General features: G+C 73.0%; 25 protein-coding genes. 11 read left to right on the top strand and 14 right to left on the bottom strand.

The genetic code is table 11. From position 1 onward, the window contains the following. Nucleotides 1-50: 50 nt before the first annotated feature. The 3 genes from DMP15_RS09425 to DMP15_RS09415 all read left to right on the top strand — a co-directional run bounded on the left by DMP15_RS09425 (nt 51) and on the right by DMP15_RS09415 (nt 5,026). Entirely contained in the window at nt 51-1,232 is a 1,182-nt protein-coding gene (locus DMP15_RS09425) for an acyl-CoA dehydrogenase family protein (RefSeq protein WP_100878443.1), read from the top strand. After that, complete coding sequence (locus DMP15_RS09420) at nt 1,229-2,239, top strand: phosphotransferase family protein (protein ID WP_337825661.1); 1,011 nt, start codon at nt 1,229-1,231, stop codon at nt 2,237-2,239. Before DMP15_RS09425 ends, DMP15_RS09420 begins: the two co-directional genes overlap by 4 nt. Before the next feature lie 423 nt (nt 2,240-2,662). Then, nucleotides 2,663-5,026: an FdhF/YdeP family oxidoreductase gene (locus DMP15_RS09415; protein ID WP_337825660.1), complete on the top strand. Its 2,364-nt coding sequence runs from the start codon at nt 2,663-2,665 to the stop codon at nt 5,024-5,026. A gap of 19 nt (nt 5,027-5,045) precedes the next feature. Here the strand turns inward: DMP15_RS09415 and DMP15_RS09410 are convergent, their stop codons facing one another. Genes DMP15_RS09410 through solA form a run of 4 tightly spaced genes read right to left on the bottom strand, consistent with a single transcriptional unit; the run spans nt 5,046 to nt 8,778 of the window. Further along, nucleotides 5,046-5,732 (bottom strand): SDR family oxidoreductase, encoded by a 687-nt coding sequence (locus tag DMP15_RS09410; RefSeq protein WP_073577358.1) that lies wholly within the window; start codon nt 5,730-5,732, stop codon nt 5,046-5,048. After that, the gene (locus tag DMP15_RS09405) at nt 5,729-6,190 is read right to left on the bottom strand and encodes a MarR family transcriptional regulator (protein ID WP_073577469.1); all 462 of its coding nucleotides are present in this window, start codon (nt 6,188-6,190) and stop codon (nt 5,729-5,731) included. Before DMP15_RS09405 ends, DMP15_RS09410 begins: the two co-directional genes overlap by 4 nt. A gap of 39 nt (nt 6,191-6,229) precedes the next feature. Further along, nucleotides 6,230-7,561, bottom strand: a complete 1,332-nt coding sequence (locus tag DMP15_RS09400) for an aromatic ring-hydroxylating oxygenase subunit alpha (RefSeq protein ID WP_337825659.1) — start codon at nt 7,559-7,561, stop codon at nt 6,230-6,232. A gap of 32 nt (nt 7,562-7,593) precedes the next feature. Next, entirely contained in the window at nt 7,594-8,778 is a 1,185-nt protein-coding gene (solA, locus tag DMP15_RS09395) for an N-methyl-L-tryptophan oxidase (protein ID WP_073577357.1), read from the bottom strand. A 107-nt stretch (nt 8,779-8,885) separates the two neighbouring features. Between solA and DMP15_RS09390 the strand changes: the two genes are divergently transcribed. Further along, nucleotides 8,886-9,812, top strand: a complete 927-nt coding sequence (locus DMP15_RS09390) for a LysR substrate-binding domain-containing protein (protein ID WP_337825658.1) — start codon at nt 8,886-8,888, stop codon at nt 9,810-9,812. 158 nt (nt 9,813-9,970) lie between these two features. Here the strand turns inward: DMP15_RS09390 and pcaD are convergent, their stop codons facing one another. From pcaD to DMP15_RS09365, 5 genes are all read right to left on the bottom strand, one after another. Then, nucleotides 9,971-11,329 (bottom strand): 3-oxoadipate enol-lactonase, encoded by a 1,359-nt coding sequence (pcaD, locus tag DMP15_RS09385; protein WP_337825657.1) that lies wholly within the window; start codon nt 11,327-11,329, stop codon nt 9,971-9,973. Beyond that, entirely contained in the window at nt 11,326-12,156 is an 831-nt protein-coding gene (locus DMP15_RS09380) for a cytidyltransferase (RefSeq protein ID WP_337825656.1), read from the bottom strand. The genes pcaD and DMP15_RS09380 overlap by 4 nt, the downstream gene beginning before the upstream one ends. Nucleotides 12,157-12,232: 76 nt before the next feature. Then, nucleotides 12,233-13,105, bottom strand: a complete 873-nt coding sequence (locus DMP15_RS09375) for a dioxygenase family protein (protein WP_337825655.1) — start codon at nt 13,103-13,105, stop codon at nt 12,233-12,235. Next, complete coding sequence (locus DMP15_RS09370; protein WP_100880615.1) at nt 13,102-14,697, bottom strand: 4-hydroxyphenylacetate 3-hydroxylase family protein; 1,596 nt, start codon at nt 14,695-14,697, stop codon at nt 13,102-13,104. The genes DMP15_RS09375 and DMP15_RS09370 overlap by 4 nt, the downstream gene beginning before the upstream one ends. Before the next feature lie 71 nt (nt 14,698-14,768). Next, nucleotides 14,769-15,320 carry a flavin reductase family protein gene (locus DMP15_RS09365; RefSeq protein WP_337825654.1) on the bottom strand — a complete coding sequence of 184 codons (552 nt, stop codon included), beginning with the start codon at nt 15,318-15,320 and terminating at the stop codon, nt 14,769-14,771. 143 nt (nt 15,321-15,463) lie between these two features. Here DMP15_RS09365 and DMP15_RS09360 point away from each other — a divergent pair, with 143 nt between their 5' ends. The 3 genes from DMP15_RS09360 (at nt 15,464) to DMP15_RS09350 (ending at nt 19,364) form a co-directional block, all read left to right on the top strand. Continuing rightward, entirely contained in the window at nt 15,464-16,282 is an 819-nt protein-coding gene (locus tag DMP15_RS09360; RefSeq protein WP_337825653.1) for an IclR family transcriptional regulator domain-containing protein, read from the top strand. A 107-nt stretch (nt 16,283-16,389) separates the two neighbouring features. Continuing rightward, nucleotides 16,390-17,457: a DUF3048 domain-containing protein gene (locus DMP15_RS09355; protein ID WP_337825652.1), complete on the top strand. Its 1,068-nt coding sequence runs from the start codon at nt 16,390-16,392 to the stop codon at nt 17,455-17,457. 266 nt (nt 17,458-17,723) lie between these two features. Next, complete coding sequence (locus tag DMP15_RS09350; RefSeq protein WP_337825651.1) at nt 17,724-19,364, top strand: SLC13 family permease; 1,641 nt, start codon at nt 17,724-17,726, stop codon at nt 19,362-19,364. A gap of 6 nt (nt 19,365-19,370) precedes the next feature. Here DMP15_RS09350 and DMP15_RS09345 read toward each other — a convergent pair whose 3' ends face one another. After that, nucleotides 19,371-20,039: an alpha/beta fold hydrolase gene (locus DMP15_RS09345; protein WP_337825650.1), complete on the bottom strand. Its 669-nt coding sequence runs from the start codon at nt 20,037-20,039 to the stop codon at nt 19,371-19,373. A gap of 177 nt (nt 20,040-20,216) precedes the next feature. On the opposite strand from DMP15_RS09345, the gene DMP15_RS09340 reads away from it, so the two are divergent. Genes DMP15_RS09340 through DMP15_RS09325 form a run of 4 tightly spaced genes read left to right on the top strand, consistent with a single transcriptional unit; the run spans nt 20,217 to nt 21,402 of the window. Further along, nucleotides 20,217-20,570, top strand: coding sequence for a Na+/H+ antiporter subunit E (locus tag DMP15_RS09340; RefSeq protein WP_337825649.1), 354 nt, complete (start codon nt 20,217-20,219; stop codon nt 20,568-20,570). Next, nucleotides 20,567-20,824 (top strand): monovalent cation/H+ antiporter complex subunit F, encoded by a 258-nt coding sequence (locus DMP15_RS09335; RefSeq protein WP_100878460.1) that lies wholly within the window; start codon nt 20,567-20,569, stop codon nt 20,822-20,824. Before DMP15_RS09340 ends, DMP15_RS09335 begins: the two co-directional genes overlap by 4 nt. Then, a complete protein-coding gene (locus tag DMP15_RS09330; protein ID WP_337825648.1) occupies nt 20,821-21,162 on the top strand; it encodes a monovalent cation/H(+) antiporter subunit G in 342 nt (113 codons plus the stop codon). Before DMP15_RS09335 ends, DMP15_RS09330 begins: the two co-directional genes overlap by 4 nt. A 3-nt stretch (nt 21,163-21,165) precedes the next feature. Next, nucleotides 21,166-21,402: a hypothetical protein gene (locus tag DMP15_RS09325; protein ID WP_100878462.1), complete on the top strand. Its 237-nt coding sequence runs from the start codon at nt 21,166-21,168 to the stop codon at nt 21,400-21,402. 220 nt (nt 21,403-21,622) lie between these two features. On the opposite strand, the gene DMP15_RS09320 is transcribed toward DMP15_RS09325, so the two are convergent. The 4 genes from DMP15_RS09320 to DMP15_RS09305 form a co-directional block, all read right to left on the bottom strand. Then, nucleotides 21,623-22,873, bottom strand: coding sequence for an alpha/beta hydrolase (locus DMP15_RS09320; protein WP_337825647.1), 1,251 nt, complete (start codon nt 22,871-22,873; stop codon nt 21,623-21,625). After that, a complete protein-coding gene (locus tag DMP15_RS09315) occupies nt 22,870-23,118 on the bottom strand; it encodes a hypothetical protein (protein WP_337825646.1) in 249 nt (82 codons plus the stop codon). The genes DMP15_RS09320 and DMP15_RS09315 overlap by 4 nt, the downstream gene beginning before the upstream one ends. Continuing rightward, the gene (locus DMP15_RS09310; protein ID WP_337825645.1) at nt 23,115-23,747 is read right to left on the bottom strand and encodes a VOC family protein; all 633 of its coding nucleotides are present in this window, start codon (nt 23,745-23,747) and stop codon (nt 23,115-23,117) included. The genes DMP15_RS09315 and DMP15_RS09310 overlap by 4 nt, the downstream gene beginning before the upstream one ends. Before the next feature lie 128 nt (nt 23,748-23,875). Further along, nucleotides 23,876-24,586 carry a TetR/AcrR family transcriptional regulator gene (locus tag DMP15_RS09305; RefSeq protein WP_337825644.1) on the bottom strand — a complete coding sequence of 237 codons (711 nt, stop codon included), beginning with the start codon at nt 24,584-24,586 and terminating at the stop codon, nt 23,876-23,878. Nucleotides 24,587-24,603 lie beyond the last annotated feature (17 nt).

The following is a 24,603-nucleotide window of genomic DNA, read 5'->3' as shown; positions in this document are numbered from 1 at the left end:
CCGCGATGCTGCTACAAGATGGCTAACAATCATTAGCCGATGGAGGAGACATGGCGGTCGACCTCGCCCAGGACGCGCACGTGCAGGACCTCGCGGAGCGGACGGCACGCTTCGTCCGGGAGGTGGTGGTCCCGGTCGAGGAGGCCCACGGCGGCGTCCTGCCGTCGGACGGGGAGCGGGTCCGGCTACAGGACGCCGCCCGCGCCGCGGGCGTGTTCGCCCCGCACGCCGCCCCCGAGTTCGGCGGGCACGGCCTGGACATGTGCGGCCGCGCCGCGGTGTTCACCGAGGCCGGCTACTCGCTGCTCGGCCCGATCGCGCTGAACATCGCCGCCCCCGACGAGGGCAACATCCACCTGCTCGAGCGGATCGCCTCGGAGGACCAGAAGGTCCGCTACCTCGCCCCGCTCGCCGCCGGGGACGTGCGCTCGTGCTTCGCGATGACCGAGCCCTCCCCCGGCGCCGGGTCCGACCCCGACGCGCTGTCCACCACGGCCACCCGGGTCGACGGCGGCTGGCGGATCGACGGCCGGAAGTGGTTCATCACCGGCGCCGACGGCGCCGCGTTCGCCATCGTCATGGCCCGCACCAGCGGCGTGCCCGGCGACCGTGGTGGTGCGACGATGTTCCTCGTCGACGCCGACAACCCCGGGATGACGATCGGCCGCCACATCCCGACGCTGGACGAGTCGCTCTACGGCGGGCACCTGGAGGTCGAGTTCTCCGACTGCCGCGTCACCGACGACGCCGTGCTGGGTGAGGTCGACGAGGGCTACCGCTACGCCCAGGTCCGTCTCGGCCCGGCCCGGTTGACCCACTGCATGCGCTGGCTGGGCATCGCGCGCCGCGCCCAGGACATCGCCGTGGCCTGGGCGGCGGAGCGGCAGGTGTTCGGGTCGCGGCTGGCCGACCTCGGGATGGCGCAGGCGATGATCGCCGACAACGAGATCGACATCGCCGCCGCGCGCGGGCTGATCCTGCACGCCTGCTGGGAGCTCGACCAGGGCCGCCCCGCCGGGATGGAGGTCTCGATCGCCAAGACCTTCACCGCGGAGGCCGTGTGGCGGGTCGTCGACCGGGCCCTGCAGCTCAACGGCGGCCGCGGCGTCTCCGGGGACGTGCTGCTGGGCCGGTTCCTGCGCGAGGTGCGCCCGTTCCGCATCTACGACGGCCCCTCGGAGACCCACCGCTGGTCGATCGCCCGCCGCGCCGTCGCGCGGGCCACCCGATGAGCCCCGACGGCCTGGACCTGACCGCGCTGGACGCGTTCCTGCGCCGGCACGTCGACGGCTACCGCGGCGGGGTCACCGCCGAACTCGTCTCGGGCGGGCGGTCCAACCTCACCTACCGGGTCACCGACGGCGAGCACGTCTGGATCCTGCGCCGCCCCCCGCTCGGCACGCTGACCCCGTCCGCGCACGACATGGGCCGCGAGTACCGGGTCGTCGCCGCCCTCGCCGGGTCCGGGGTCCCGGTCGCACCGGCGGTCGCGCTGGCCGACGAGTCGGTGCTGGGGGTGCCGTTCGCGCTCACCGGGTTCGTCGACGGGATCGTGGTGCGCAGCGAGGACGACCTCGCCGCCCTCGACGACGCAGACGTGCGGGCGACCGCGTTCTCCCTGGTCGACACCCTCGCCGCGCTGCACGCCGTCGACGTCGCCACCGGTCCGTTGTCCGAGCTGGGCCGCCCCGCCGGGTACCTGCGCCGCCAGGTCGAGCGCTGGTACGGCCAGTGGCAGCGCGTCGCCACCCGCGAGCTGCCCGACGTGGACACCCTGCACGGCCTGCTCGAGGCGAGCTGCCCGGCCGAGAGCGACCACGCCGTCGTGCACGGGGACTTCCGTATCGACAACGCCATCCTCGACCGCGACGACCCCACCGTGGTGCGCGCCCTGGTCGACTGGGAGATGGCCACCCTCGGCGACCCGCTGGCCGACCTGGCCCTGCACGTCGTCTACGGCGACCCCGTGTTCGCCCCGGTCCTGGCCGGGGCCGCGGCCTCCACCAGCCCCCGGATGCCGGGTGCCGACGAGCTCGTGGAGCGCTACGCCGCGTCGTCTGGGCGCGAGCCGCGGGACTGGGCGTTCCACCGCGGCCTGGCCTACCTCAAGGTCGCCGTCATCGCCGAGGGCATCCATGCCCGGCACCTGCGCGGCGACACCCGCGGCGATGGTTTCGCGACGGTCGGCGAGGCCACCGCACCGCTGGCAGCAGCCGGTGTGCTCGCCGCCTGCGGCTGATCCACGGACTCGGCGTCGATCCGCTCGTGCTCGGCGTGCGCGAGCAGGCGGTCGGGCACCTCGGCGGGCGGGCCCTCCGGCAGCGCCCGGACATGCGGGATCGTCGCCGCAGCCCGGGACGCACTCACGGCGGGCGTCGTGCAGCGCACCGCTCAGCGGCACCTCGCCGGTCGCGCGCCGCAGGTCGGGACCCACGTCCGCGCCGCGCACGGCGTGCCCATGAGGCCGGACGCCGCCCGCGCGTCGCATGGTGTCGGGGACGACGACCCGGTCGCCGTGGCGGCTGGGCGGCCCGGGCAGACCTCGTCGACGCAGTCACGATCGGGCCCTCGGACGATTGGGATCCCACCGGCCGGGTAGGGCCTCCACAACGGGTGTGGCGCCGGCACGGCGGCACCAGCAGTCGACGGTGGAGGTTGCCCCATGGATGGACACAGCGACGACTACTCGGAGGCCGACCTGGAGGTCGGCACGCCCGAGGACCACGCCGTCGGGGCGACGGCCGTCGCGGTGTCGATGAAGCGGTCGCTGGAGCGGATGGGACCGTCCCGCACCGCGCGCACGCTGCTCAAGCTGAACCAGGCCGAGGGCTTCGACTGCACCAGCTGCGCCTGGCCGGACCCCGACCCCGGGCACCGCTCGGTGGCCGAGTTCTGCGAGAACGGCGCGAAGGCGATCGCCGAGGAGGCGACGACGCGGCGCGCGACCCCGGAGTTCTTCGCCCGCCACAGCGTCGCCGAACTCGACGAGCGGTCGGAGTACTGGCTCGGCCAGCAGGGCCGGATCACCCATCCCATGGTCCGGCGACCGGGCGGGACCCACTACGAGCCGATCGGCTGGGACGCGGCGTTCCGGCTGATCGGCGACGAGCTGAACGCCCTGGACGGCCCCGGTGAGGCCACCTTCTACACCTCCGGCCGGGCGTCCAACGAGGCCGCGTTCGTCTACCAGCTCTTCGCCAGGGCGTTCGGGACCAACAACCTGCCGGACTGCTCGAACATGTGCCACGAGTCGACCTCGATCGCCCTGCAGGAGTCGATCGGGATCGGCAAGGCCAGCGTGACGCTGCCCGACCTGCTCGAGGCGGACGTGATCGTCATCGCCGGGCAGAACCCGGGCACCAACCACCCGCGGATGCTGACCCAGCTCGAGCACGCCAAGCGCAACGGCGCCACGATCCTCACGATCAACCCGCTGCGCGAGGCCGGGCTGATGCGGTTCAAGAACCCGCAGACCCCGACGGGCGTCCTCGGACGCGGCACCGACATCTCCGACCTCCACCTGCCGGTCCGGGTCAACGGCGACCTCGCGCTGTTCCAGGCCATCGGCTCACTGCTCGTCGAGTGGGACGCCCTGGACCACGAGTTCCTCGACCGGCACACCAGCGGCTTCGACGCCTGGCGCGACCACGTCGCCTCGATCGACCGGGACGCCGTCACCCGGTCCACCGGGCTGTCCTGGGCCGACATCACCCGGGCCGCGGCCCTGCTGCGGGACTCGCGCAAGACGGTCTTCTGCTGGGCGATGGGTCTGACCCAGCACCGCAATGGCGTCGCGACGATCAAGGAGGTCGTCAACGTCGCCCTGGCCCAGGGCAACATCGGCCGTCCGGGCGCCGGGCTCTTCCCGGTCCGCGGCCACTCCAACGTCCAGGGCGACCGGACGATGGGCATCTGGGAGCGCGTCCCGGACTCCTTCCTCGACGCCCTGCAGGCCGAGTTCGCGTTCGACCCGCCCCGTGAGCACGGCCTGGACACCGTCGACAGCATCCGGGCCATGCGTGACCGGAAGGTCAAGGTCTTCGTCGGCCTCGGCGGCAACTTCCTGCAGGCCGCACCGGACACCGACGTCACGACCGCGGCGCTGACCGGCACCCGGCTGACCGTGCAGATCTCGACGAAGATCAACCGGTCGCACCTGCACGGCGGCCGGACCGCGCTGATCCTGCCCACCCTGGGCCGGACCGAGCGCGACGTCCAGGAGTCCGGACCGCAGTTCGTCTCGGTCGAGGACTCCACGTGCTCCGTGCACTCGTCCCGCGGCCCGCTGCCGCCGGCGAGCCCGCACCTGCGCTCGGAGGTCGCGATCCTCACCGGGATCGCCGAGGCCACCCTGGGCGACCGGTACGGCATCGACTGGGCGGCGATGCGCAGGGACTACCGCCGCATCCGCGACCACATCTCCCGCGTCGTGACCGGCTGCGAGAGCTACGAGGTGAACGTCCGTCGCCCCGGTGGGTTCGTGCTGCCGCACCCGCCGCGGGACTCGCGGACCTTCGAGACCGGGTCCGGGCGCGGCGAGTTCGCGGTGTCGCCGATCGAGGTGCTCGAGGTGCCCGACGGGCATCTGCTGCTCCAGACCCTGCGCAGCCACGACCAGTTCAACACCACCATCTACGGCCTGTCGGACCGCTACCGCGGCATCGAGGGCGGGCGCCGGGTCGTGTTCTGCCACCGCGAGGACATCGCGGCGCTCGGGTACTCCGAGGGCGACCACGTGGACCTGATCACGCGCTGGGAGGGCGACGAGCACGTGCGCTGCGCGTCCGACTTCCGCCTGGTGGCCTACGACGTCCCGCGGGGTACCGCGGCGGCGTACTACCCGGAGACGAACCCGCTGGTCCCGCTCGACGCCACCGCGCTGAAGAGCAACCAGCCGGCGTCGAAGTCGGTGGTGGTCCGGCTCGGCGTGGCCGGGAGCGAGGAGTGCGACCCGCGGGGCGCCCAGGGAGCGGTCGGCGACGACGACGGCCACAAGTCCCGGCCGGAGGTGTCGCACCTGTCCTGACCGTGAGGCGTGCCGGGGCTCACCAGGGGACGACCGCTCCGGTGTGGTCGAGGAACTGCAGGCCGCCGTCGTGCGCGTGGCCCACCAGGACCTCGGCCACCCCGCGCGCGCTCTCCGCGACGGTCAGCCGGGCCCCGGGGCCGCCCAGCTCGGTCTGCACCCACCCCGGGTGCAGGAGCAGCAGGGTGCGCGGGTCCTGCGCCGTCCGGGCGGCGTAGCTGCGCATGAGCTGGTTGAGCGCGGACTTGCTCGCCCGGTAGACCTCGTGCCCGCCCCGGGTGTTGAACCCGATGCTGCCCTGCCGCGACGACATGACCCCGATCGTGCCGGTGGGCGGGACCAGCGGGGCGAGCCCCTCGACGACCCGCATCGGGCTCAGCGCGTTGGTCACCATGACCTCGACGAACACCTCGGTGGGCACCTGAGCGGCCGGCACGTCGGCGTCGGTGATGCCGGCGTTGACGAACAACAGGTCGATCCGGCGGTCGCCGAGCCGCTCGCGCAGCGCGTCGATCTGCCCGGTGTCGGTGATGTCGAGGTGCTCGACGGTCACCCGCCCGGTCCGGTCGGCGAGTGCCGCGAGGGCCTCCGGGGTCTCACCACGCACGGTGGCGACGACGTCGAACCCCCGCTCGGCGAGTTCGCCCGCCAGGGCGAGCCCGAGTGAGCGCGAGGCCCCGACGACGAGTGCGGTGCGGTCGGTCATGTCTGCTCCTGGGTGTCGGTGCGGGGGTCGCCGGCGAGCCCGTTCTCGATCCGGCGCAGCAGGACGACGGCCGTGTCGATCCCCGCGGGCTCGTCCGCGACCCCGGCGAGCAGCTCACTCCAGATGCGACGCAGCTCGCGCAGGTTCTGCTCGGCGCGGTCGGTCGGGTACAGCCGGACCCGGCGCGCGTCGTCGGGGTCGGACACGCGCCGCACCAGGCCCTTGGCCTCGAGGTTGCGCAGCGCCCGGCTGGTGTTGCTGGAGATCAGCCGGGTCGCCCGGGCGACGGCACCGGCGGTGATGCCCGGCTCCCGGTCGACCACGCGCATCACCGCGCTCTCCAGCGGGGTCCAGCTCTGCCCGGCGAACGCGGGCTCCTTCGACGCGTGGATGAGCCTGCCGACCGCGAGGATGCGGTCGGCCAGCTCGAACAGCCGGGTCTCCTGGTCGTCGTCCACGCCGTCACGGTACATCCAATAGCTGTCACACGACAGGTATCAGACGACAGTGTTCGGGTCGGGGAACATCCGCACGGCGGTGACGTCGTCGCCGGCCGGGACCCGGTCGAGGCCGACGATGCGGTCGACGACCATGTTCTGGAAGCGGTGGACGGGCTCCTCGAAGCGGAAGCACATCCGGCCGCCGCGGAAGGCCGGGTCCGCCAGGCCCTGCTGGACCCGCTCGACGATGTCCAGGTCCTGGCGGTTGACCAGGTCCCAGAACGCCTCGAGCTGGTCGAGCCCCGCCCGGCCCTCCTCGTCGTCGACGAACTCGGGGTGGGTGAGCAGCACCGCGGTCTCCTCCGTCCGGTCGGCGGCCACCGGGCGGTTGAGCAGCACGAAGGCGTGGTTGGGCAGGACCACCAGCGCGCAGCTCGGGAACAGCCAGACGAAGCGGCCGCTGTCCGCGTCGCCGGGGCCGAGCGTGCTCAGCGGCGCCGGGCCGTCCCAGCCGCCGGCCTCGGTGTTGCGCGACACCGGGGTGGTGCACATGCCCGTGTACATGCCGGGGCCCTGCCAGCGGTAGTGGTCGGAGAACCGCGAGACCCGGTTGAGCTCGGGGTGCACCCAGGGCAGGTGGTAGTACTCCATGAAGTTCTCGCCGACGAGCTTGTAGTTGGCCGCGACGTCGTAGCGGCGGCGACGGCGGGGCGACCAGGTCTCCAGCCGGTGGCCGGCGAACCGGGCGGGCAGGTCACCGAGCTGCTCGCGCAGCGGGCCCGGGTCGCGGCCGAGGTGGACGAACAGCAGGAACCCCCAGCTGTCGACGGCGACGGGGAGCAGCGCCTGGTCGGCGCGGTCGAAGCCGGTGGCGACCGAGGTGTCGAACACGGGCTCCTGCCCGGCCGGGACGTCGGAGCCCTCGAACAGCGGGGTGCCCAGGCACGCGCCGTCGGTGTCGTAGGTCCAGCTGTGGTACGGGCAGCGGATGCGGCCGCGCCTGCCGACCTCGCGGGCCCCGGCGTCGAGCAGCCGGGTGGCGCGGTGGCGGCAGACGTTGTGGAAGGCGCGCAGCTCGCCGTGCCGGTTGCGGGTGACGATCACCGACCGCCCGGCGACCTCGACGACGACGCAGGCGCCGTGCCGGTCGACGTCGGCGGTGAGGCCGACCGCGACCCAGCCGGTCGCGAACACCCGCTCCCGTTCGAGGGCGAAGAACTCCGGTGAGGTGTAGGCGTCGGGCAGCAGGGTCGACGCCTGGTCCACGGGGAGGCGGGTGTGCCGGTAGGTGGCCTCGTCGCCGAACGTGGCGGGGTCGACCGGCCGGGCGGGCAGGGCGTCGTGGGGGGCGGGCGCCGGGCCCGGGGTGACCGGGAGGTCGATGCTCACGGGGGTCTCCTCTCGTCGCGGGACGGACGGGCTCAGGTGTGGAAGCTGCGCGGAAAGGCGGGGTCGGTCAGTGCGGGCCGGGTGACGGAGAAGGCGTCGACCGGATGCGCCGGCTCCTTCCCGAGAGCGAGGTCGGTGAGCAGCGCACCGATCAGCGCGGCGAACTTGTACGCGTGCCCCGCCCCGATGGCGACGACGACCTGCGGGGTGCCGGGCAGGGTGTCGAGGACGAAGTCCTGGTCCGGCGGGACGGTGTAGAGACAGGTCCTCGAGTACAGCTCCGGACCGCGGAACCGCGGCAGGTGCCGGGCGAGGAAGGCGTCGTAGCGCTCGCGGCGGACCGGGTCGGGATCGAACGAGCGGCCGTCGGCGGTGGTCTCCTCGCCGCCCATGTGCTGACCGAGCTTGGTCGCGACCTCGCCGTACACCGGGAAGCCGTAGAAGTTGTGCTCGCCGTGCCACATGAACACCGGGAACCGGCCGGGCGAGAACTCGGCCAGATGCGGGGTCGCGTAGTAGGTGACCTGCTCGCGCAGCACGGTCAGCGGCAGCCGCAGTCCGACCCCGGCGAGCAGCTGGTTGGTCCAGGCGTCGGCGGCCAGTACGACGCGGTCGGCGTGCAGGGTGCCCCCGTCGGTGACGACCGCGACCCCGCCGCCGTCGGCCCGGATCGACCGGACCGGGGTGTGCGGTCGGACCTCGGCGCCGTGCGCCCGGGCCAGCGCGACGTGCACCGCGTTCGCCCGCGCGGCGTCGACGATGCCGGACTCCTCCTGGTAGAGGGCCTGCTCACCACCGGAGGTCCGGAACTGGGGCCAGCGCCCGGTGAGGGCGTCGGCGTCGAGCAGCTCGTAGCCGACGCCGTGGCGGTCGAACAGCGCCGTGTAACCCTCGATGTTGCGGGTGCCGGTCGCGGTGCCCGCGCGGGCGACCCGGTCCTCGATCACCAGCCCGCCGGTGCGGGTGACGAGCCGCTGACCGGACTCCTCCTCGACGGCGGCCCAGGCCCGGTAGGCGGGTGCGGCCAGGGCGGCGTAGGCGTCCTGGTGCTGGGCGAGCCGGATGATCCGCGAGTGGTCCTGGGAGGCGCCCCGGTGGTGTCCGAGCGCGAACTGCTCCAGGCCCAGTACCCCCGGCCCGAGCTCGGTGGCGAGCCGGTGCAGCGTGGCCGAGCCGAGCCCCCCGAGGCCGATGACGATCGCGCGGTACGCACCCATCCGTCGTGCTCCTGCCGTTCCGCGGTGTGCTGACGACGACAGGGTGGGCGCCGGAAACCATTCAGGTCCATCACAGAATCGGACCCGGAATCTTGTACGTTCCGCGAATGATCGACCGGAGGCTGGGGGTGCTGGCCGCGATCGCCCGGCACGGGACGGTGACCGCGGCGGCCGAGGTGTGCCGGATGACGCCGTCGTCCGCCTCGCACCAGATGCAGGCGCTGGCCCGCGAGCTCGGGGTGACGCTGCTCGAACCCGACGGGCGACGGGTGCGCCTGACCGCCGCGGCGCGGACCCTGCTGGCGCACGGCGAGACGCTGCGGGCGCAGTGGGAACGGGCGCAGGCCGACCTGGCGGCCCACCGCGACGGCGACACCGGCGGGGCGCTGCGGTTCTGCGGGTTCTCCACCGCGGCGGCGGCCGTCGTGCCGGAGGTGCTGGGACGGCTGCGCACCGCCCACCCCGGGTGGGAGCTGCAGCTGCGGGAGTGCGAGCCGGCCCGGGCGTTCGACCTGCTCGCTGCGGGTGACACCGACATCGTGGTGGTCGTCGCGACGTCGAGCCTCCCGCCGGTGACCGACCCGGCGTTCGACCAGCGGACCCTGTTCGACGAGCCGCTGGACCTGCTGGTCGGCCCGGACCACCCGCTGGTCGGACGCGCGGACGTGGCGCTGGCCGACACGGCCGCGGGGCGGTGGGTCTGCAGCAACCCGGGACGCGCCTACCACCAGCTCGTGACGATGGCCTGCGCCGGCGCGGGGTTCACGCCCGACATCGCCCACCACGCCGACGAGTGGGACACCGGCGCCGCGCTCGTCTCCCGCGGGTTCGGCGTCGCGCTGGTCCCCCGCCTGGCCGACGTCCCGGCCCGGCACGAGACCCGGCGCATCCGGATCGGCACGCCGCCGGTGCCGATCCGCCGGGTGGTCGCCGCGGTCCGCGCCGGTGCGCGGCACCGGCCCACGGTGGCCGCCGGGCTGGCGACCCTGGACGAGGTGTGCCGAGAGCTGGCCGACCGGCTCGCCGCGACCTGACCGCCCGGATCCCGGCCTACCGACCCGGCCGTTCCGGTGGGACGCCGTCCAGCGCGTGACGACGGCGGGCCCCTCCGGACCGAGCATCGCGGACCGGGTCCTGGTCGTGCGGAGGGGCCGCGGCCAGCGGCAGCACGCGGCGACGGTACCCGCCACGATCAGGAGTGGCTCGCACGCCGACCTCCTCGAATCTCTCCCCCGCCCGGTATCGGGGCGGTGCCGCCGCGCAGGCCGGAGGCGAAGCTCCGCACCAGCGCGGTGACCCGACCGGGCGCCTCCACGTTGGTGAGGTGCGCGGCCCCGTCGATGACGACGTAGCGCCCGTCCGCCACCCCGTGGGCGACGATCTTCGCCATCTCCGGCGGCGTGGCCGGGTCGGCGCCACCGGCGATCACGAGTGTCGGGACGGTGATCTCCGCCAGCCGTCGCCGGACGTCGAAGGCGCCGATCGCCTCGCAGCATCCGGCGTAGCCCTCCGGGTCGGTCGCTCCGAGCATCCGCAGCAGACGGACGGCCTCCTCGTTGCGGGTGCGCACGAAGTCGTGGGTGAACCAGACCCCGGCCCGGCTCGTGATCATCGCGGCCGTCCCTTTCGCGCGGACCTCCTGCGCACGCGCCGGCCAGCTGGAGGGTTCGGCGAAACGTGCGGCCGAGGCGATCACCGTGAGGGTCTCGAGACGGCCCGGGTGGTCGAGGGCGATCTGCTGGCCGATGGCGCCGCCGATGGAGAGACCCGCGTAGTGGGCGCGGTCGATGGCGAGCCGGTCGAGCAGCGCGACGACGTCGCGCGCGAGGCCGGCCATCGTGTACGGCCCGGCGGGTGCCGGGCTCGCACCGTGCCCGGGCAGGTCGTAGCGCACGATGCGGAAGTCGTCGGCCAGGGTGTCGACCTGCTCGTCGAACAGGTGCAGGTCGGTGCCCAGCGACGGTCCGAGCACGAGGACGGGGGCACCCTCGCGGCCGTCGATCCGGTGCGCGAGGTCGATCGGGGCGTGGACGAACTCGACCTCCGGTTCGGGCGCGCCCGTCCGGAAGGTCGCGGCGGCGTCGTCGACGCTGAACACGCCCTTCTCCCAGCCGTCGGCGAGTGGGGCGAAGTAGTCGAACGAGACGCGTTTGCGCCGGTAGCGCCACTCACCGTCGAGTCGCACGACGCGGTCGTCGTAGCGACCGGCGGCCACGTGCGGCACCCCGTCGCGGACGCAGGGCTGCCACAGCAGCGAGTGGACACGCGCCGCCGCGGGCTCGCCGTCGACGGCGTCGTCCAGTTCGACCTCCAGGTTGGACACGTGGTGCCAGAACGAGGTGAGCCCCTCACGGGCCAGGCCGGCGAAGAAGCGGCGCAGACCGACCGGGCCCCGTACGTGGCGGAGGCCGACGAACTCGCCGTCGTCGGTGAACAGCGAGACCAGGGTGTCCCAGTCGCCGTCGTCGAGGGCCCGGCAGTAGCGCGCGTCGAGGGCCCGGATCTCCTCGATGGCCTCCAGCCGGGCGAGGCGCTGCTCCGCGGTGGTCATCGGAGCGCGCCGCCGTCCCCGGCGAAGACGACCGAGACCGGGCCGTCCGGTGACGGCCGGTCCCCCGCGGCCGCGACGATCCGCACCTGCCCGTCGGGCAGCACCTCGACGTCGGCCGCCCTGCCGTCGACGAGGCCGTGGTAGCGGCCGGGCGGTGGGAGCGCCGTCCCGGGCTCGGGACGGACGACGTCACCGCGGCGCGCGCCGTCGACCCGGTGCGGGCGGCCGAGGGCCCGCGCCGCGGCGTCGAGCCGGCCCGACCGGATGCACCGCCGGGCGTGGGTGGACGAGCACGGGGCGTCGACCACGCGCAGCAGCGGCACCACGTGGGTGGTGAAGCCGAACCCCGTCCCCAGGGTCGCCAACGTGGTGACGTCGCCGGCGGCGCGGGCGCCGAAGGTGAAGTTCGCGCCGACGACGACCGCCGCGGCCCCCAGCCCGCGGGCCAGGACGTCGCGGGCGAACTCGTCCGGGGTCCGGGCGGCCAGCCCGGCGGTGAAGCGCAGTACGCAGACCGCGTCGACGCCGGCGGCGGCCGCGAGCTCCGCGCGGCGGTCCACGGTGGTCAGCACGGCGGTGTCGCGGTCGATCCCGAGCACGCGGGCCGGATGCGGGTCGAAGGTGAGCAGCACGACCGGGAGCCTCCGCGCCCGCCCGACGGCTCGGGCGTGGTCGATGAGGCGTCGGTGACCACGGTGGACGCCGTCGAAGACACCGACGGTCACCACGCAGGGGCCGAAGGAGTCGGGGACGGCGTCGACGCCCCACCACAGCGGGACGACGGGCCGGCTCGGGGTGCGCTCGGGTGCCTGGGCGGCGGCGGTCATGACCGGGACCTCCACGTCACGGTTGCGCCGACGGGTGGGGGCGGACCCCGTACCGGGGCCCGCCCACCCGTTCGGACTACTCGGGTTCGAGGACGAAGTCGTGGTCCGAGCGGACCCCGCCGCCGTCGCCGGTGGGCTGCGGGTCGAGTACCAGCTCCGGCTTGGTCGCCGAGGCGACGTCGGAGTCCAGGTAGGGGTCACCGGTGAAGAACAGCTGGGTCGTGACTGTGCGATGCCCGGGGGCGGAGACCAGGAGGTGCAGGTGGGCCGGTCTCCACGGGCTCCATCCCGCGATCGCGGTGAGCTTCCCGGTCGGGCCGTCCAGCGGGATCGTGTACGGGGCGGGCCTGCGGGTGTGGATCTCGAACCGGCCCTGCTCGTCGCAGGCGACCACGCCGCGCAGGTTCCCGGCCGGGGGCTTCTCCGCGAAGCCGGAGTACCAGCCCTCGTCGTCGGTGTGCCAGATGTCGACCGTCGCCCCGGGCAGCGGCGTGCCGTCGGTGCCGGTCACACGGCCGGCGAGGACCAGCGGGGTGCCGGGCTCGTCCTCGCGCATCGGCAGGGTCGCCGGGGACTGCAGCCGGACCTGGCCGTCGAGCCAGAACGGGCCGAGGATGGTGCCGGTGGAGCCCTGCCGGGACTCGGCGGCCACCCGCTCGACCTCGAACTCGAGGTAGACGTCGAGGAACAGCGGCCACTCGCCGGTGTCGGAGACCTCGATGAGCCAGCGCTTGAACGCGTCGAACTCGGAGTAGGTCACCTTGTGGTCGCGGATCGCCGCCCGGATCCCCTCCAGCGCGGCGCCCACGACGGCGGCGACGCGGTCGGCGTCGGCGCCGGTCCCGGGCGTCTCCCGCGTGCTGGACAGACCGAGGCGCGCGGACTCGGTGGCGTTGGCCCCGGCGAGCTCGGCGCTCGACGGTGCGGTGCCCTGGTCGGTGGTGGTCATGACCCGTCCCCCTCCGCGACCCTGCGGCCGAACAGCCGCACGTCGTCGTTGTTGATCAGGTCGGGCACGGTCCAGCCGTTGAGGTCGTACTCGTCGAGGCACTGCTCGGCGAAGCCCTTCATCGCCGACGCGGTGCCCGACGCCTCGGCGGCGAACAGGAGCTCGGCGCGCACGCCCTCGTGGTTGCCGGAGTAGTTGCGCTCGTAGAGCTCGTGGCGCCCGCCGAACTCCGAGCCGATCGAGTCCCAGATCAGCTTCATGAGCTTGACCCGGTCGACGGCCTCGTAGCCGTTCGAGCCGCGGACGTACTTGTCCAGGTAGGGCCGGACCTCCGGGGAGAGGAAGTCCGCGGAGTGGCTGGGCAGGTAGATCAGCGAGGCGCCCAGGTCCTGCATGATGATCTCCTTGACCCGCGGGTAGCCCAGGGTCATGAACCAGCGATAGGCCAGGCCGTAGTCGAGCTTGGGCAGCTTCGCCCCGCCCACCCACTCGTCGGGGTTGGCGCACATCGCATCCGACAGCGCCCAGAACATGTTGCGCCAGGCGATGACCTCGCCGACCCGGGTCTGCACGCCGCGGAAGTCCTTCGAGCCGGTGACCTCCAGGCCCTTCATCAGCAGGCCGGCGATGAAGTCGAGCTTGACCGCGAGCCGGGTGACGCCGTGGAAGGTGAAGCGGTGCAGGAAGCCGGACCCGGGGAAGAACGTCGACGCCTTCTCCGCGTCGCCGTAGATGAACACGTTCTCCCAGGGGATGAGCACCTTGTCGAGGATGAAGATCGTGTCGTTCTCGTCCATCCGCGAGGAGAGCGGATAGTCGAACGGGGTGCCCATCATCGAGGCCTGCTGGGCGTAGGACGGGCGACAGATCAGCTTCATCCCGGGCGCGCCCATCGGCACGGTGCAGACCAGGGAGTACTCGCGCTTCTTGATCGGCAGGCCGTAGTGGGCGAGGAAGTTGAAGTGGGTGATCGCCGAACCGGTGGCGACGACCTTGGCCCCGGAGACGACGACACCGTTGTCGTTCTCCTCCTCGACGTGCATGAACACGTCGGAGACCTCGTCCGGCGGGCGGTGCCGGTCGACCGGCGGGTTGATGATCGCGTGGTTCCAGTAGAGGACCTTCTCCTGCGACTCCTCGTACCAGCGCCGGGCATTGGCGGCGTAGGGGTCGTAGAACTCGGAGTTCGCGCCCAGGGTGCCGAGGAACGCGGCCTTGTAGTCGGGGCTGCGCCCCATGAAGCCGTAGGTCATCCGGGCCCACTCGGCGATCGCCTCGCGGTCCTTGCGCAGGTCCTCGACCGAGTGCGGGGTCCGGAAGAACGGGTGGGTGACGCCGGAGCTGCCGGTGTCGGTGGGGACGGTGAGCTTCTCGGCGCGGGTCGGGTCGTGCAGCGCGTCGTAGAGCCGCGCGGTCATCCGTACCGCGTTGCGGAACGCCGGATGGGTGGTCACGTCGGCGACCTTCTCGCCGTAGAGGTAGACCTCACGGTCGTCCTTGAGACTTTCGATGTACTCGTCGCCGGTCATCGGCCGGGTGACGCGGCCGTCGGCGTCGGTGGGGGTGGCGACCGAATCCTGCTGCAGGGTCATCATCGACTCCTTTGTCGTTCGGGCTCGGGGGTCGAGCCGTGCGTGCGCACGGCGTCATGTACGGGGGGTGGTCAGCGGGCCGCGGCCGGGGTGATCCAGCTCTGCCCCGCGGGGCCGTCGGCCGAGTCGCCCCACAGGACCGGCTCGTGGTCGTCGCCCAGATGGTGGAAGCGGCCGGTGTGGAACAGCAACGGGGCGCCGTCGTGGATCAGGAACTCCTGGACCTCGCCCAGGTAGAGCACGTGGTCACCGCCGTCGTAGGCCTGCCAGGGGGTGCAGGAGATGTGCGCCAGGGCGCCGTCGAGCCGCGGCGCACCGCACGCGCTGTCGGGCAGCCACGCGACGTCCTGGTTCGGCCGGCCCGCGAAGTGCAGCGCCAGCTCCTTCTGCCCCGCCGCGAGGACGTTCACGGTGAACGGCCGCCGCTCCTGCTCGACCAGGGCGCACAGGCGCGACCGCCGGTCCAGCGACACCAGCACCAGCGGCGGGTCGAGCGACACCGCGGTGAAGGCGTTCACCGTCGCGCCGTGCGGCGTGCCGTCGGCCCCCTGGCAGGTGATGACGGTCACGCCGGTGGCGAAGTGCCCGAGGCACCGGCGCAGCTCTCGCGGGTCGATCGCCATCGATCGCTCCTCTCTGTACGCTCTGCGTACACACTGACCGCTTTGCGTTCACGCTCACTGTGTCGAGTGGGTTCGCGCTGGTCAACGCCCCTGCGGCGCCCGCACGGACCGGCTCACGATCAATTGAGAGGAATCCCGTCCCAATGACCGACGTGGCCGACGGTGCCGGTGCTCGGGACCGCATCCAGAGCATCGAGCGGGGTTTCGCCGTGCTGCTCGCCTTCGACGCCGACCGGCCCCGGCCGACCAGCTCGGACGTGGCGGCGGCGACCGGCCTGTCCCGGCCCGCCGTCCGGCGGATCCTGCTGACCCTGGAGCACCTCGGCTACGTCGAGCAGGCGCACGGCCACTGGCGGCTGACGCCGCGCGTGCTGTCGGTCGGACAGCGGTACACCGCGACGCACTCGATCGTCGACGCCGCCCGCCCCTACCTGACGCAGCTGGCCGAACAGACCGACGAGTCCGCCTCGCTGACCGTGCTGGACGGCACGGACGCCGTCTACGTCGCCCGGGTGCCGGTACGCCGGATCCTGCAGGTCGACGTCTCCCCCGGCACCCGGGTCCCGGCCACGGCGACCGCGATGGGGCGGGTCCTGCTGGCCTGGGCCGAGGAACCGACCATCGCCCGGGTGCTCGCCGCGGGCCCCCCGGCCTGCACCCCGCGGACCGTCACCGATCCGAAGGCGTTGCGCGGGATCCTCCGGGAGGTGCATACCCGGGGCTGGGCGTTGGCCGTCGGCGAGCTCGACCCGGACCTCATGGCCGTGGCGGTCCCGGTGCGGGACCACACGGGAGCGGTCGTCGCGGCGCTGGCGTCCGCGACCAGCGTCGGCCGGTGCTCACCGGAGAGGCTGGTCGAGACCGTCCTGCCGCACGTACTGGCCACGGCCGAACGCCTGAGCCGGAGCCTCGGACGGCCCTCGGGCGCCCGGTTCGGCGCCACCCGCGACGGGTTCTACTGACCGCGGGTCAGTCGTGCGCGACGAACAGAGTGGCTCCGCCGTCGGCGGAGCTCTCCAGGTCGGCGGCCGCCGCCCGGCCCTCCGGTGACGCCACCAGGTCGTATGCCATGGCCGGGTCCGCCGTGGTCGCGGTCCAGCGGGTCCGTGTGGTTCGCGCCCTGGCGTGCGACCGGCCGTGGCGCGACGTGGCGGAGTACGGTGCGCCGGTGCGTGGGAACCCGGCGGTGAGAGCCCTCGTCGGACTGGTGCTGGTGGGCGCCGTCGGATGCGCTCCGTCCGTGCCGGTACCGCCACCGGCGACCGCTCCGGCGCCGCCGGCGCCGCTCCTGTCCCCGCTGACCGGGCTGCCCTCCGAGCCCGGAGCGAGAGTCTTCGCCGTGAAGATCGACAACACCGCGGAGGCGCGCCCGTGGGACGGCGTCGAGTTCGCCGACGTCGTCTACGTCGAGCCGGTCGAGGGCGGCCTCACCCGGCTGCTCGCCGTGTTCGCCTCGCAGCTACCGGGCTCGGTGGGGCCGGTGCGCAGTGCCCGGGAGACCGACATGGGCGTGCTCGGCGCCTACGGCCGCCCGGCCCTCGTCTTCTCCGGCGCCGCACCGCCGGTCATGGACGAGCTCGTCGCCGCGCCGCTGGTCCCGGCCGTGCCCCGCGAGTTCCCGGCGGCGTTCCGGCGTGACGACCGGCGGCCGGCGCCGGTGAACGTCTACGTGGACCTGGCGGACCTCCGCGGCCGGGTGCCGGAGGCGGGGCCGGTCCAGGACATCGGCCTGCGCTTCGGGCCCGCGCCGGACGGGGGTGCCCCCGCCCCGGAGCGCACCGTCCGGGTGGGTTCCACCGCCGTCACCGTCACCTGGAGCGCACCCGACGACGCCTGGACGATCGCAACCGGCGAGGAGATCGCCGTCGCCGGTCCGGACCGGCGGCCGGTGCGGGCGGACACGGTGGTCGTGCAACGGGTCGGGGTCGTCGAGTCCTCGGTCCGGGACAGCGCCGGCTCGGCCTCCCCGATCGCGCTCACCGTCGGCGCGGGCGACGCCGAAGTCCTGCGTGACGGCCGTTCGTTCCCCGCCCGGTGGTCCCGTCCCGCTGTGGGCGACCCCACCCGACTGACCGCACCCGACGGCCGTGAGGTGCCCCTGCACCCGGGGCGGACCTGGGTACTGCTCGTCGCGTAGGCGGTCCGCCCGGGGCATCGTGCGGCGCCGTTCCACGGTCGCAGGGCGCAGGTGCCGTGACGGCATCGTCGATCGCAGGGATTCCCGATGGACGCCGCCCGGGTGACCCGCGTCGTGGCCGTCCCGACGTACCACGCCGTCGAGCCCATGCCGTTCCTCCGTTCGCTCGGTCATGCGTTCGAACGAGAACAAACGACCCGAATGGGGATAATTCGGGTACGGTCCGCGACGCAGCACAGCGGCCGTACGACACAGGGGTTCCGACGATGACGACGAATGACAGCGGTCCCGAGCCCGGCACGGCCACGGCGGATCCTCCGGCTCCGGGAGCGGCGACCGCGGCCGACGGCAGAACCCCGCGGGCGACGTGGTCGCTGCGTCTGCTCGGCGTGGCGCTCGCCCTGCTGACGTGGCTGCTGCTCGGAGCGGCGCAGGAACTGCCCCCCGAGGCGCGGATGGTCGCGGCGATCGGTGTCCTGATGGCGACGTGGTGGGTCACCGAGGCCATCCCGCTGTCGGCGACCGCGCTGCTGCCGGTGGTGTTGTTCCCCGCGTTCGGGGTGGTGTCGGTCGGGGACACGACCGCCCGCTACGGCGACCCGATCGTCTTCCTGTTCCTGGGCGGGTTCCTCATCGCGATCGCCATGCAGAAGTGGCACCTGCACCGGCGGATCGCGCTGCTGACGCTGCGGGCGGTGGGCACGACACCGACCCGGATCGTGCTCGGCATGATGGTGGCGACGGCGTTCCTGTCGATGTGGGTGTCCAACACCGCGACCACCCTGATGATGCTGCCGATCGCACTGTCGGTCCTGGCGCTGGTCGCCGAGCGTGCCGGGGGCGGCGGCGACGAGGTCCGTCGCGGCGCCCCGCTCAGTGAGACCATCCGCGACCCGGCTGTGCGCTCGTTCGGCATCGGGCTGATCCTCTCCGTGGCGTGGGCCTCGTCGATCGGCGGACTCGGAACGCTGCTGGGCAGCCCGCCGAACGCCATCGTCGCCGGCTACGTACAGGACGAGCTCGACCGCGACATCAGCTTCGTCGGCTGGATGCAGCTCGGGGTCCCGATCGTCGTGGTGTTCGTGACCGTCGCGTGGCTGCTGATCACCCGGGTGCTGTTCCGGACCACTCTGACCGAGATCCCCGGCGGCCGGGAGATGATCGACGACCAGCTCCGGGAGATGGGCCCGGCCAGTACGGCCGAGAAGCGCGTACTCGCGGTGTTCGCCTCCGCGGCGTTCCTGTGGATCGTGCCGGGCCTGCTCACCGAGTTCGACGCCGTGGACGCCGCGCTGCCGTGGCTGGGCGGGCTGAACGACACCGCGATCGCGATCGCCGCGGGTGTCGCGCTGTTCTTCCTGCCGTCGGCGACCACCCCGCCCGACGAGGCCGCGACCGGCCGCCGCGGCGGGTACCGGATGTTGCTGGCCTGGCCCGACGCCCAGGCGGGACTGCCCTGGGGCGTGCTGCTGCTGTTCGGGGGCGGGCTCGCCCTGGCCGGGGCGGTCGCCTCCAGCGGGCTCGACGAGTTCATCGGCACCAGCGTCGCCGGCCTCGGTGTACTTCCGGTCCTGCTGCTGGTGGCCGCGGTGGTGACGATCGTGCTGTTCCTGACCGAGGTCACCAGCAACACCGCGACGGCGGCGACGTTCATCCCGGTGCTCGGCGGGGTCGCGATCGGCATCGGCGCCGACTCGATGACGCTGCTCATCCCGGCGGCGCTGGCCGCGACGTGCGCGTTCATGCTGCCGGTCGGCACCCCGCCCAACGCCATCGTCTTCGGGTCCGGTGTGGTCACCATCGGTCAGATGGCCCGCGGGGGTCTGCTGCTCAACGTGGTCGGGGTCGTGCTGATCACCGGGTTCGCGTTCCTGCTCGGCGGATGGGCGCTGGGCCTGCAGTTCTGAGCCGTCTCACCCCGCCCCGGGGCCGGCCGGCGCGGTGATCCCGCGACGGACGGCGTCGGGGTGGGAGTGGGCGAGCAGGTGCCCCGCGTCGGCGACGAACTCGACGCGGGCCCCGAGCAGCATCCGGGCGGGGCGGGTCAGCTCCTCCGCCGGGAAGATCGGGTCGCGACGGCCGGCCAGGACGACGCACGGGGTGTCGCGCCAGGCGGTGAGGACCGCGTTGGGCAGGGGGGCCGGCGCGAGCGAGCTGCGGGTGTGCTCGGGGACCAGCGTCATCCACTCGACGAGGTGGCGCCGGTCGGGCAGCGGTGCACCGCCGGAGAGGAAGGACAGCACCCGCTCGGTGCGGGCCTCGGTGGGATGCCACAGCCACGGCAGGGCCGGGCGCAGACTCGCGGTGACCCGGGCGGGGACCAGACCGGCCGGGGCGACGAGGACGAGCCCGGCGACCGCCGGGCCGGGCCCGGCGCAGAGCGCGACAGCGGCGCCGAGGGACTCGCCGACGATCGTCGCCGGCTCGGTCCCGACCGCGGCCAGCACCTCGTCGATCCAGGCGCGATACCGGCCGACGAGATCGTCGGCGGGCCTCTCGCCGTGGCTGAGTCCGGGCTGTCCGGCGACTGCGCTGGTCCGGCGATCCGACGAGGACGACCAGGACGGGAGCGGTGGCGGCACCGGAGTCCTGGCGCCGCCCGTCCCCCGCGTCGGTATCCGGCTCACCCTTCCCGCCCTCGTACTGGCCACGGTCACCCTCGGTCTGGGGCTCGGCGCCGAACTGCTCTACGGGCTCTCGGCCACGGCGGCCGCCGGCCTGCTCGACACCAACCCCTATGTGGAGGCGGTGCTCACCTCATGACCGACGTCCTCACCCGCCCACTGCGCGTCGTGGCGTTCCTGACCTGGTTCGCCGGGCAGATCGCCCGCTCCGCGCGCGACGTCCTCGGCGACGTCCTCACTCCCGGCTCCTCGGCCACCCCACGTCTGGTGCGGCTGCCGTTGACCGGCGGCAGCCGGACCGCGGCCGCGACCCTCGGAGCTCTGATCACCATGACACCGGGCATCCTGACCCTCGGCGTCGTCGACGGTCAGGACGCCCTGCTCGTGCATTCGATGCATCACGCCGACGACAACATGGCACTCGCCGAACTGCACGACCTGCAGTCACGGCTCCTGCATGCCCTGGGCCGCAGCGAGGTGCACTTGTGATCGGCATCGACATCGCCCTGGTCCTGTGCGGTCTGGTCGCACTGCTCGCCGTGATGCGCATCGTGCGCGGGCCCGACCGCGGATCCCGGGTCGTCGGCGCTGAACTGCTCACCGTCGCCGTCGTCGCGATGATCGCCCTCGGTGGTGTCCGGACCGCCAGCACGTCGACGTTCGACATCGTCCTGGTCGCCACCATGGTCGCGTTCCTCGCCACTGTCTCCTTCGCCCGTGCCCTCACCGGAGGTGCCCGATGACCGTGTTCGGACAGGTCCTCACCGTGGCGGGCGCACTGGTCCTGCTGCTCGCCGCGGTCGGGCTGCTGCGCTTCGGCGACGTCTTCATGCGGGCATCCGCCGTCGCCACCGCCACCGGCAGCGGCATCACCCTCGTGCTGGTCGGCGCGTTCCTCGTCTCCCCCGGTGTGGTCGACGGCCTCACGGTCCTGCTCGCCGTCGTCCTGCAGCTGGTGACCTCCGCCGTCGGCGGCGTACTGCTGGCGCGCTCCGCGGTCCTGACACGGCACCGGTTCCGCCCCGACACCGCCTCGACCGCCTTGGCCGACCCGGCCCGGCCCGGCCCGGAACGGAGATGACCCGTGCTGATGCGCCGGCCCTCGTGGTGGTCACGCAACGGTGGACTGCTCGTTCTCCTCGCCGCGATCCTGCTGATCGCGCTCGTCGCAGCCGTGCTCCGGCTGTGGATCGGTCCGCCGGGGCCCTACGACGGTGAGCTCCTCGTCAGCCTCGTCAGTGCCGAAGCGGCAGCGCTCATCCTCTTCCTCCGGCACATACGTACCGACCGGCGGCACACGATGCCCGGGCGACGAACGTAGTCGGGGTGCCCGCGCGGGGCCGCACCCCGGGAAGCTCCTCGCAGCGGTGACGGCGACGAACGAGCCAGCCGGCGGATTCGTGATCGGCACCGTCCTCCAGGGGTTCCCCGCTTCGGTCGTGCCCTGGCGCATCTCCGGGCCTGCCTTCGGAGCGGGGCATCGTCGACCCGGAGCCCACAGCGTGTGCCACGGACGATGCGGACCCCGGGGTGACGGGTGGTCAGGCAGGCGATGCGAGGGAGAAGCGCTTGTCCAGCCAGCCGCGGATCTCGTCGGCGGCCAGCTCGTTGCCTGTGGGTTCCCCCTCGGTGATGGCGGCGCCGAAATGCAGGCCGCGGACCTTCGCAGTGGTCAGGTCCGCCGCGCCCAGGGCGGTGATCATGCGGTCCGAGTCCGCCGGGAAGGCCGCTTGGTCGCCGGTCAGCTCCAGGAACAGCGTGGGGACGGTGACTCCCGGGGCGCAGCGCACGAAGTCGGCCTTGCTCGACAGTCCGGACCAGGTGGAGAGCCAGGCCTCGGGCGTGGTGAGCCGTCCGAAGCCGACCTGCCCGTAGTCGATCAGGTCAGGGCGTCTGCCGAACAGTGAACCGTAGGGCCGCTCGCTCGGATCCAGGGAGAGATCCACGTTCCGCGGATCGGCGTCCGTGCGGAAGATCGTCATGATGGTGGGGGCCAGCGCCCGGCGGCGGTCGGCGGCCGCGCCGGACTCCTTGTGTGCTCTACGAGCCGCGGCGGTACGGGCCAACGACTCACGGGCGAGTGCGTCGAGCCGGGCGACCCGGTCGCGCTGGGCCTCGCGGTAGCGTGCGAGGAACTCCGCGGAGTACGAGGAGCTCGTGGGCGGCTCGGCGAACCCGTTGGTCGGGTTCCACGGATCCAACTCGGGGATCACCGACAATGGGTCCGTCTCATCCGCGACCGAGGGGTCGATGCAGGCCAGCAGCAGCGTGCCCTGGCCGGGATGCGGGGCGAGGAAGACCGCACCGTCCGCGACCGGCATGTCCGCGCCCGCGAGGTCGACCGGCCGACCGCCCGGGGTCCGGGAGATCCGCTCCGACGGCGCCAGCGCGGCCTGCTCCAGGTAGAACGCGAACAGCGTGCCGCCGCCGGAATGCCCGAGCACCACGACGGCGTCGAAACGCTCGCGCAGGAACACCTGCCCCGCGGCGACGTCCAGCAGCGCCTGCTCGTGGAGCAGGTTCAGATCGTTGTTCACCGAACGGGGGTGCTGGGTCCACACGGCCGCCCCGGCCCGTAGCAGCAGCGGAACCAGCGCGTGGTGAGTGACGTCCTGGCGCGGGTGCATCAGGCACACCACGGTCCGCGCGCCGGGCACGGTGGCCAGCACGCCACGCACGGTGGCCCCGTCCGAGGTGGACAGCTCGTGAACGCTGGTGACCGTCTCTGCGGGCCGCTCTCCTGCGGTGAGGTAGCGCCCCGCACCGAGCCCCGTACCGCCTCCCCCGGTCACACCGGCTCCACGCGCAGCGCGTTCTTGTCGTGCTGGGTGATCGTGTCGCCGGGCGCGACACCGGCGATGCACGAGTACCAGACGGCGTGCCTGCAGCCGGTGGCGCGGCGGTCGATCACGACCGGTCCGTCCCCCCGGATCTCGAAGTACGGCCCGATCTTGTCGACGACCACCGTGGGATCCTCCGCCGCGACCGTGGCGACGGCGGTGTTCTCCGGGACGTCGAGCACGTACAGCGTGCTCACCGGACCACCGTCTCCCAGCCTGCGGCCCGCTCCACGATCAGCTCCGCCTTGCGGGCGAGCAGCTTGCCGAACGTGGGCTCCGGCCGGGACACGACGTCGATCAGCGCGTCGATGGTGAGCTCCGCGTCGAGGTCCTCCTGCGGCGTCACCGGACGCATGGCGCGGGTGATCTCGAAGAAGTAGCCGTTCGGGTCGTGGGTGTAGATCGACTCGATGGTCTCGTGCTGGATCTGCATCTCGACCGGCCAGTCGCTGGCGTCGAGGCGACGGCGGTATTCCAGCAGGTCCTCCTCGTTCTCGACGTGGATCGCGAGGTGCCGGGAGCGCACGAAGTACTCGGGGACGTCGGCGTCGAACCGCCCGTAGACGTCCCCCTTCTCCCGGAGCTCGCCGCCGACCGAAGGGTCTGCACCGAAGTAGTAGAAGAACGCGATCCGGTCGTCGTTGCCGATGTCGAAGAAGAAGTGGATGAAGTCCGGGTGGTCCTCCGGACCCCACCCCGCGGCGCAGATCGAGTGCACCACCGGGAAACCGAGGACGTCCCGGTAGAAGCGCACGGTGGCCGCGGGGTCGAACGTCGGGAACGCGACGTGGTCGACCCCCCGCACCAGGTGGTCCAGCTCGCTCATCAGTACCTCCATGTCGGTCGCGCGGTGCTCACCCACGACCCTACGTCCGACTGACGGATGAGTCCATAGTTTGACGCAGCAGACGATTCTCTGGACGCACGGGGACCCGGGCCCGTCGTCGCGAGCCTTCAGAGATCGAGGACGCGCTCCAGGTGATCCAGGTCCTGCCGCAGGAGCTTGATCGCCGCGGCAGGGCCCTCGTCCCCGGGAACCTGGTGCTCAGGGCGCTGCAGGGCGGCGACGGCCATGTCGGCGAGCTGTTCGATCACGCTCTCGGCGGTGTCGCGGCCACCTGGGTGGAACCACCAGGCGACCCAGTTGCACATGCCGAGTACGCCGAGCGCCGCGACCCGGGCGTCGACCGGCCGGAGCACGCCGGAGCGCACCCCGTTGTCGATCACGCCGGCGACGGTCTTCAGCACCGCCCGGCGGCCCTCGTCGTACGCCGCGGTCAGCTCTCCGGGGAGTTCGGCCTCGGAGCGGATCAGCAACCGGAACCGCTCGGGTTGGGTCACCCTGCGCCGCACGAGGACCTCGACGATGCCCCGCAGGGTCACGAGCGGCTCTAGGTCCCGCGCGACCAGCGCGGTGAGCTCGTCGAGTGGCCCGCTGGTCACCTCGGTGACCAGCTTGGCCAGCAGCTCGTCCTTGCTCTTGACGTAGTAGTAGAGCGCGGGCCTGGTGATGCCCAAGGCGTCGGCGATGTCCTGCAGGCTCGTACCAGCGAATCCACGCTCGGCGAACAGCCGCGTCGCGTGCTCGTAGAGCTCGTTCTCCACCAGCTCCCGGCGAGCGGTGCTCGCCGCACCGCGCTTGCGCCCGGTCCCGTTGCCGCTCATGCGCCGATGGTACGGGC

The sequence above is a fragment of the Pseudonocardia sp. UM4_GMWB1 genome, assembly GCF_017312155.1.
In the GTDB taxonomy this organism is placed as follows: Bacteria; Actinomycetota; Actinomycetes; order Mycobacteriales; family Pseudonocardiaceae; genus Pseudonocardia; species Pseudonocardia alni.
This window is presented reverse-complemented; position numbering and strand designations above follow the sequence as displayed.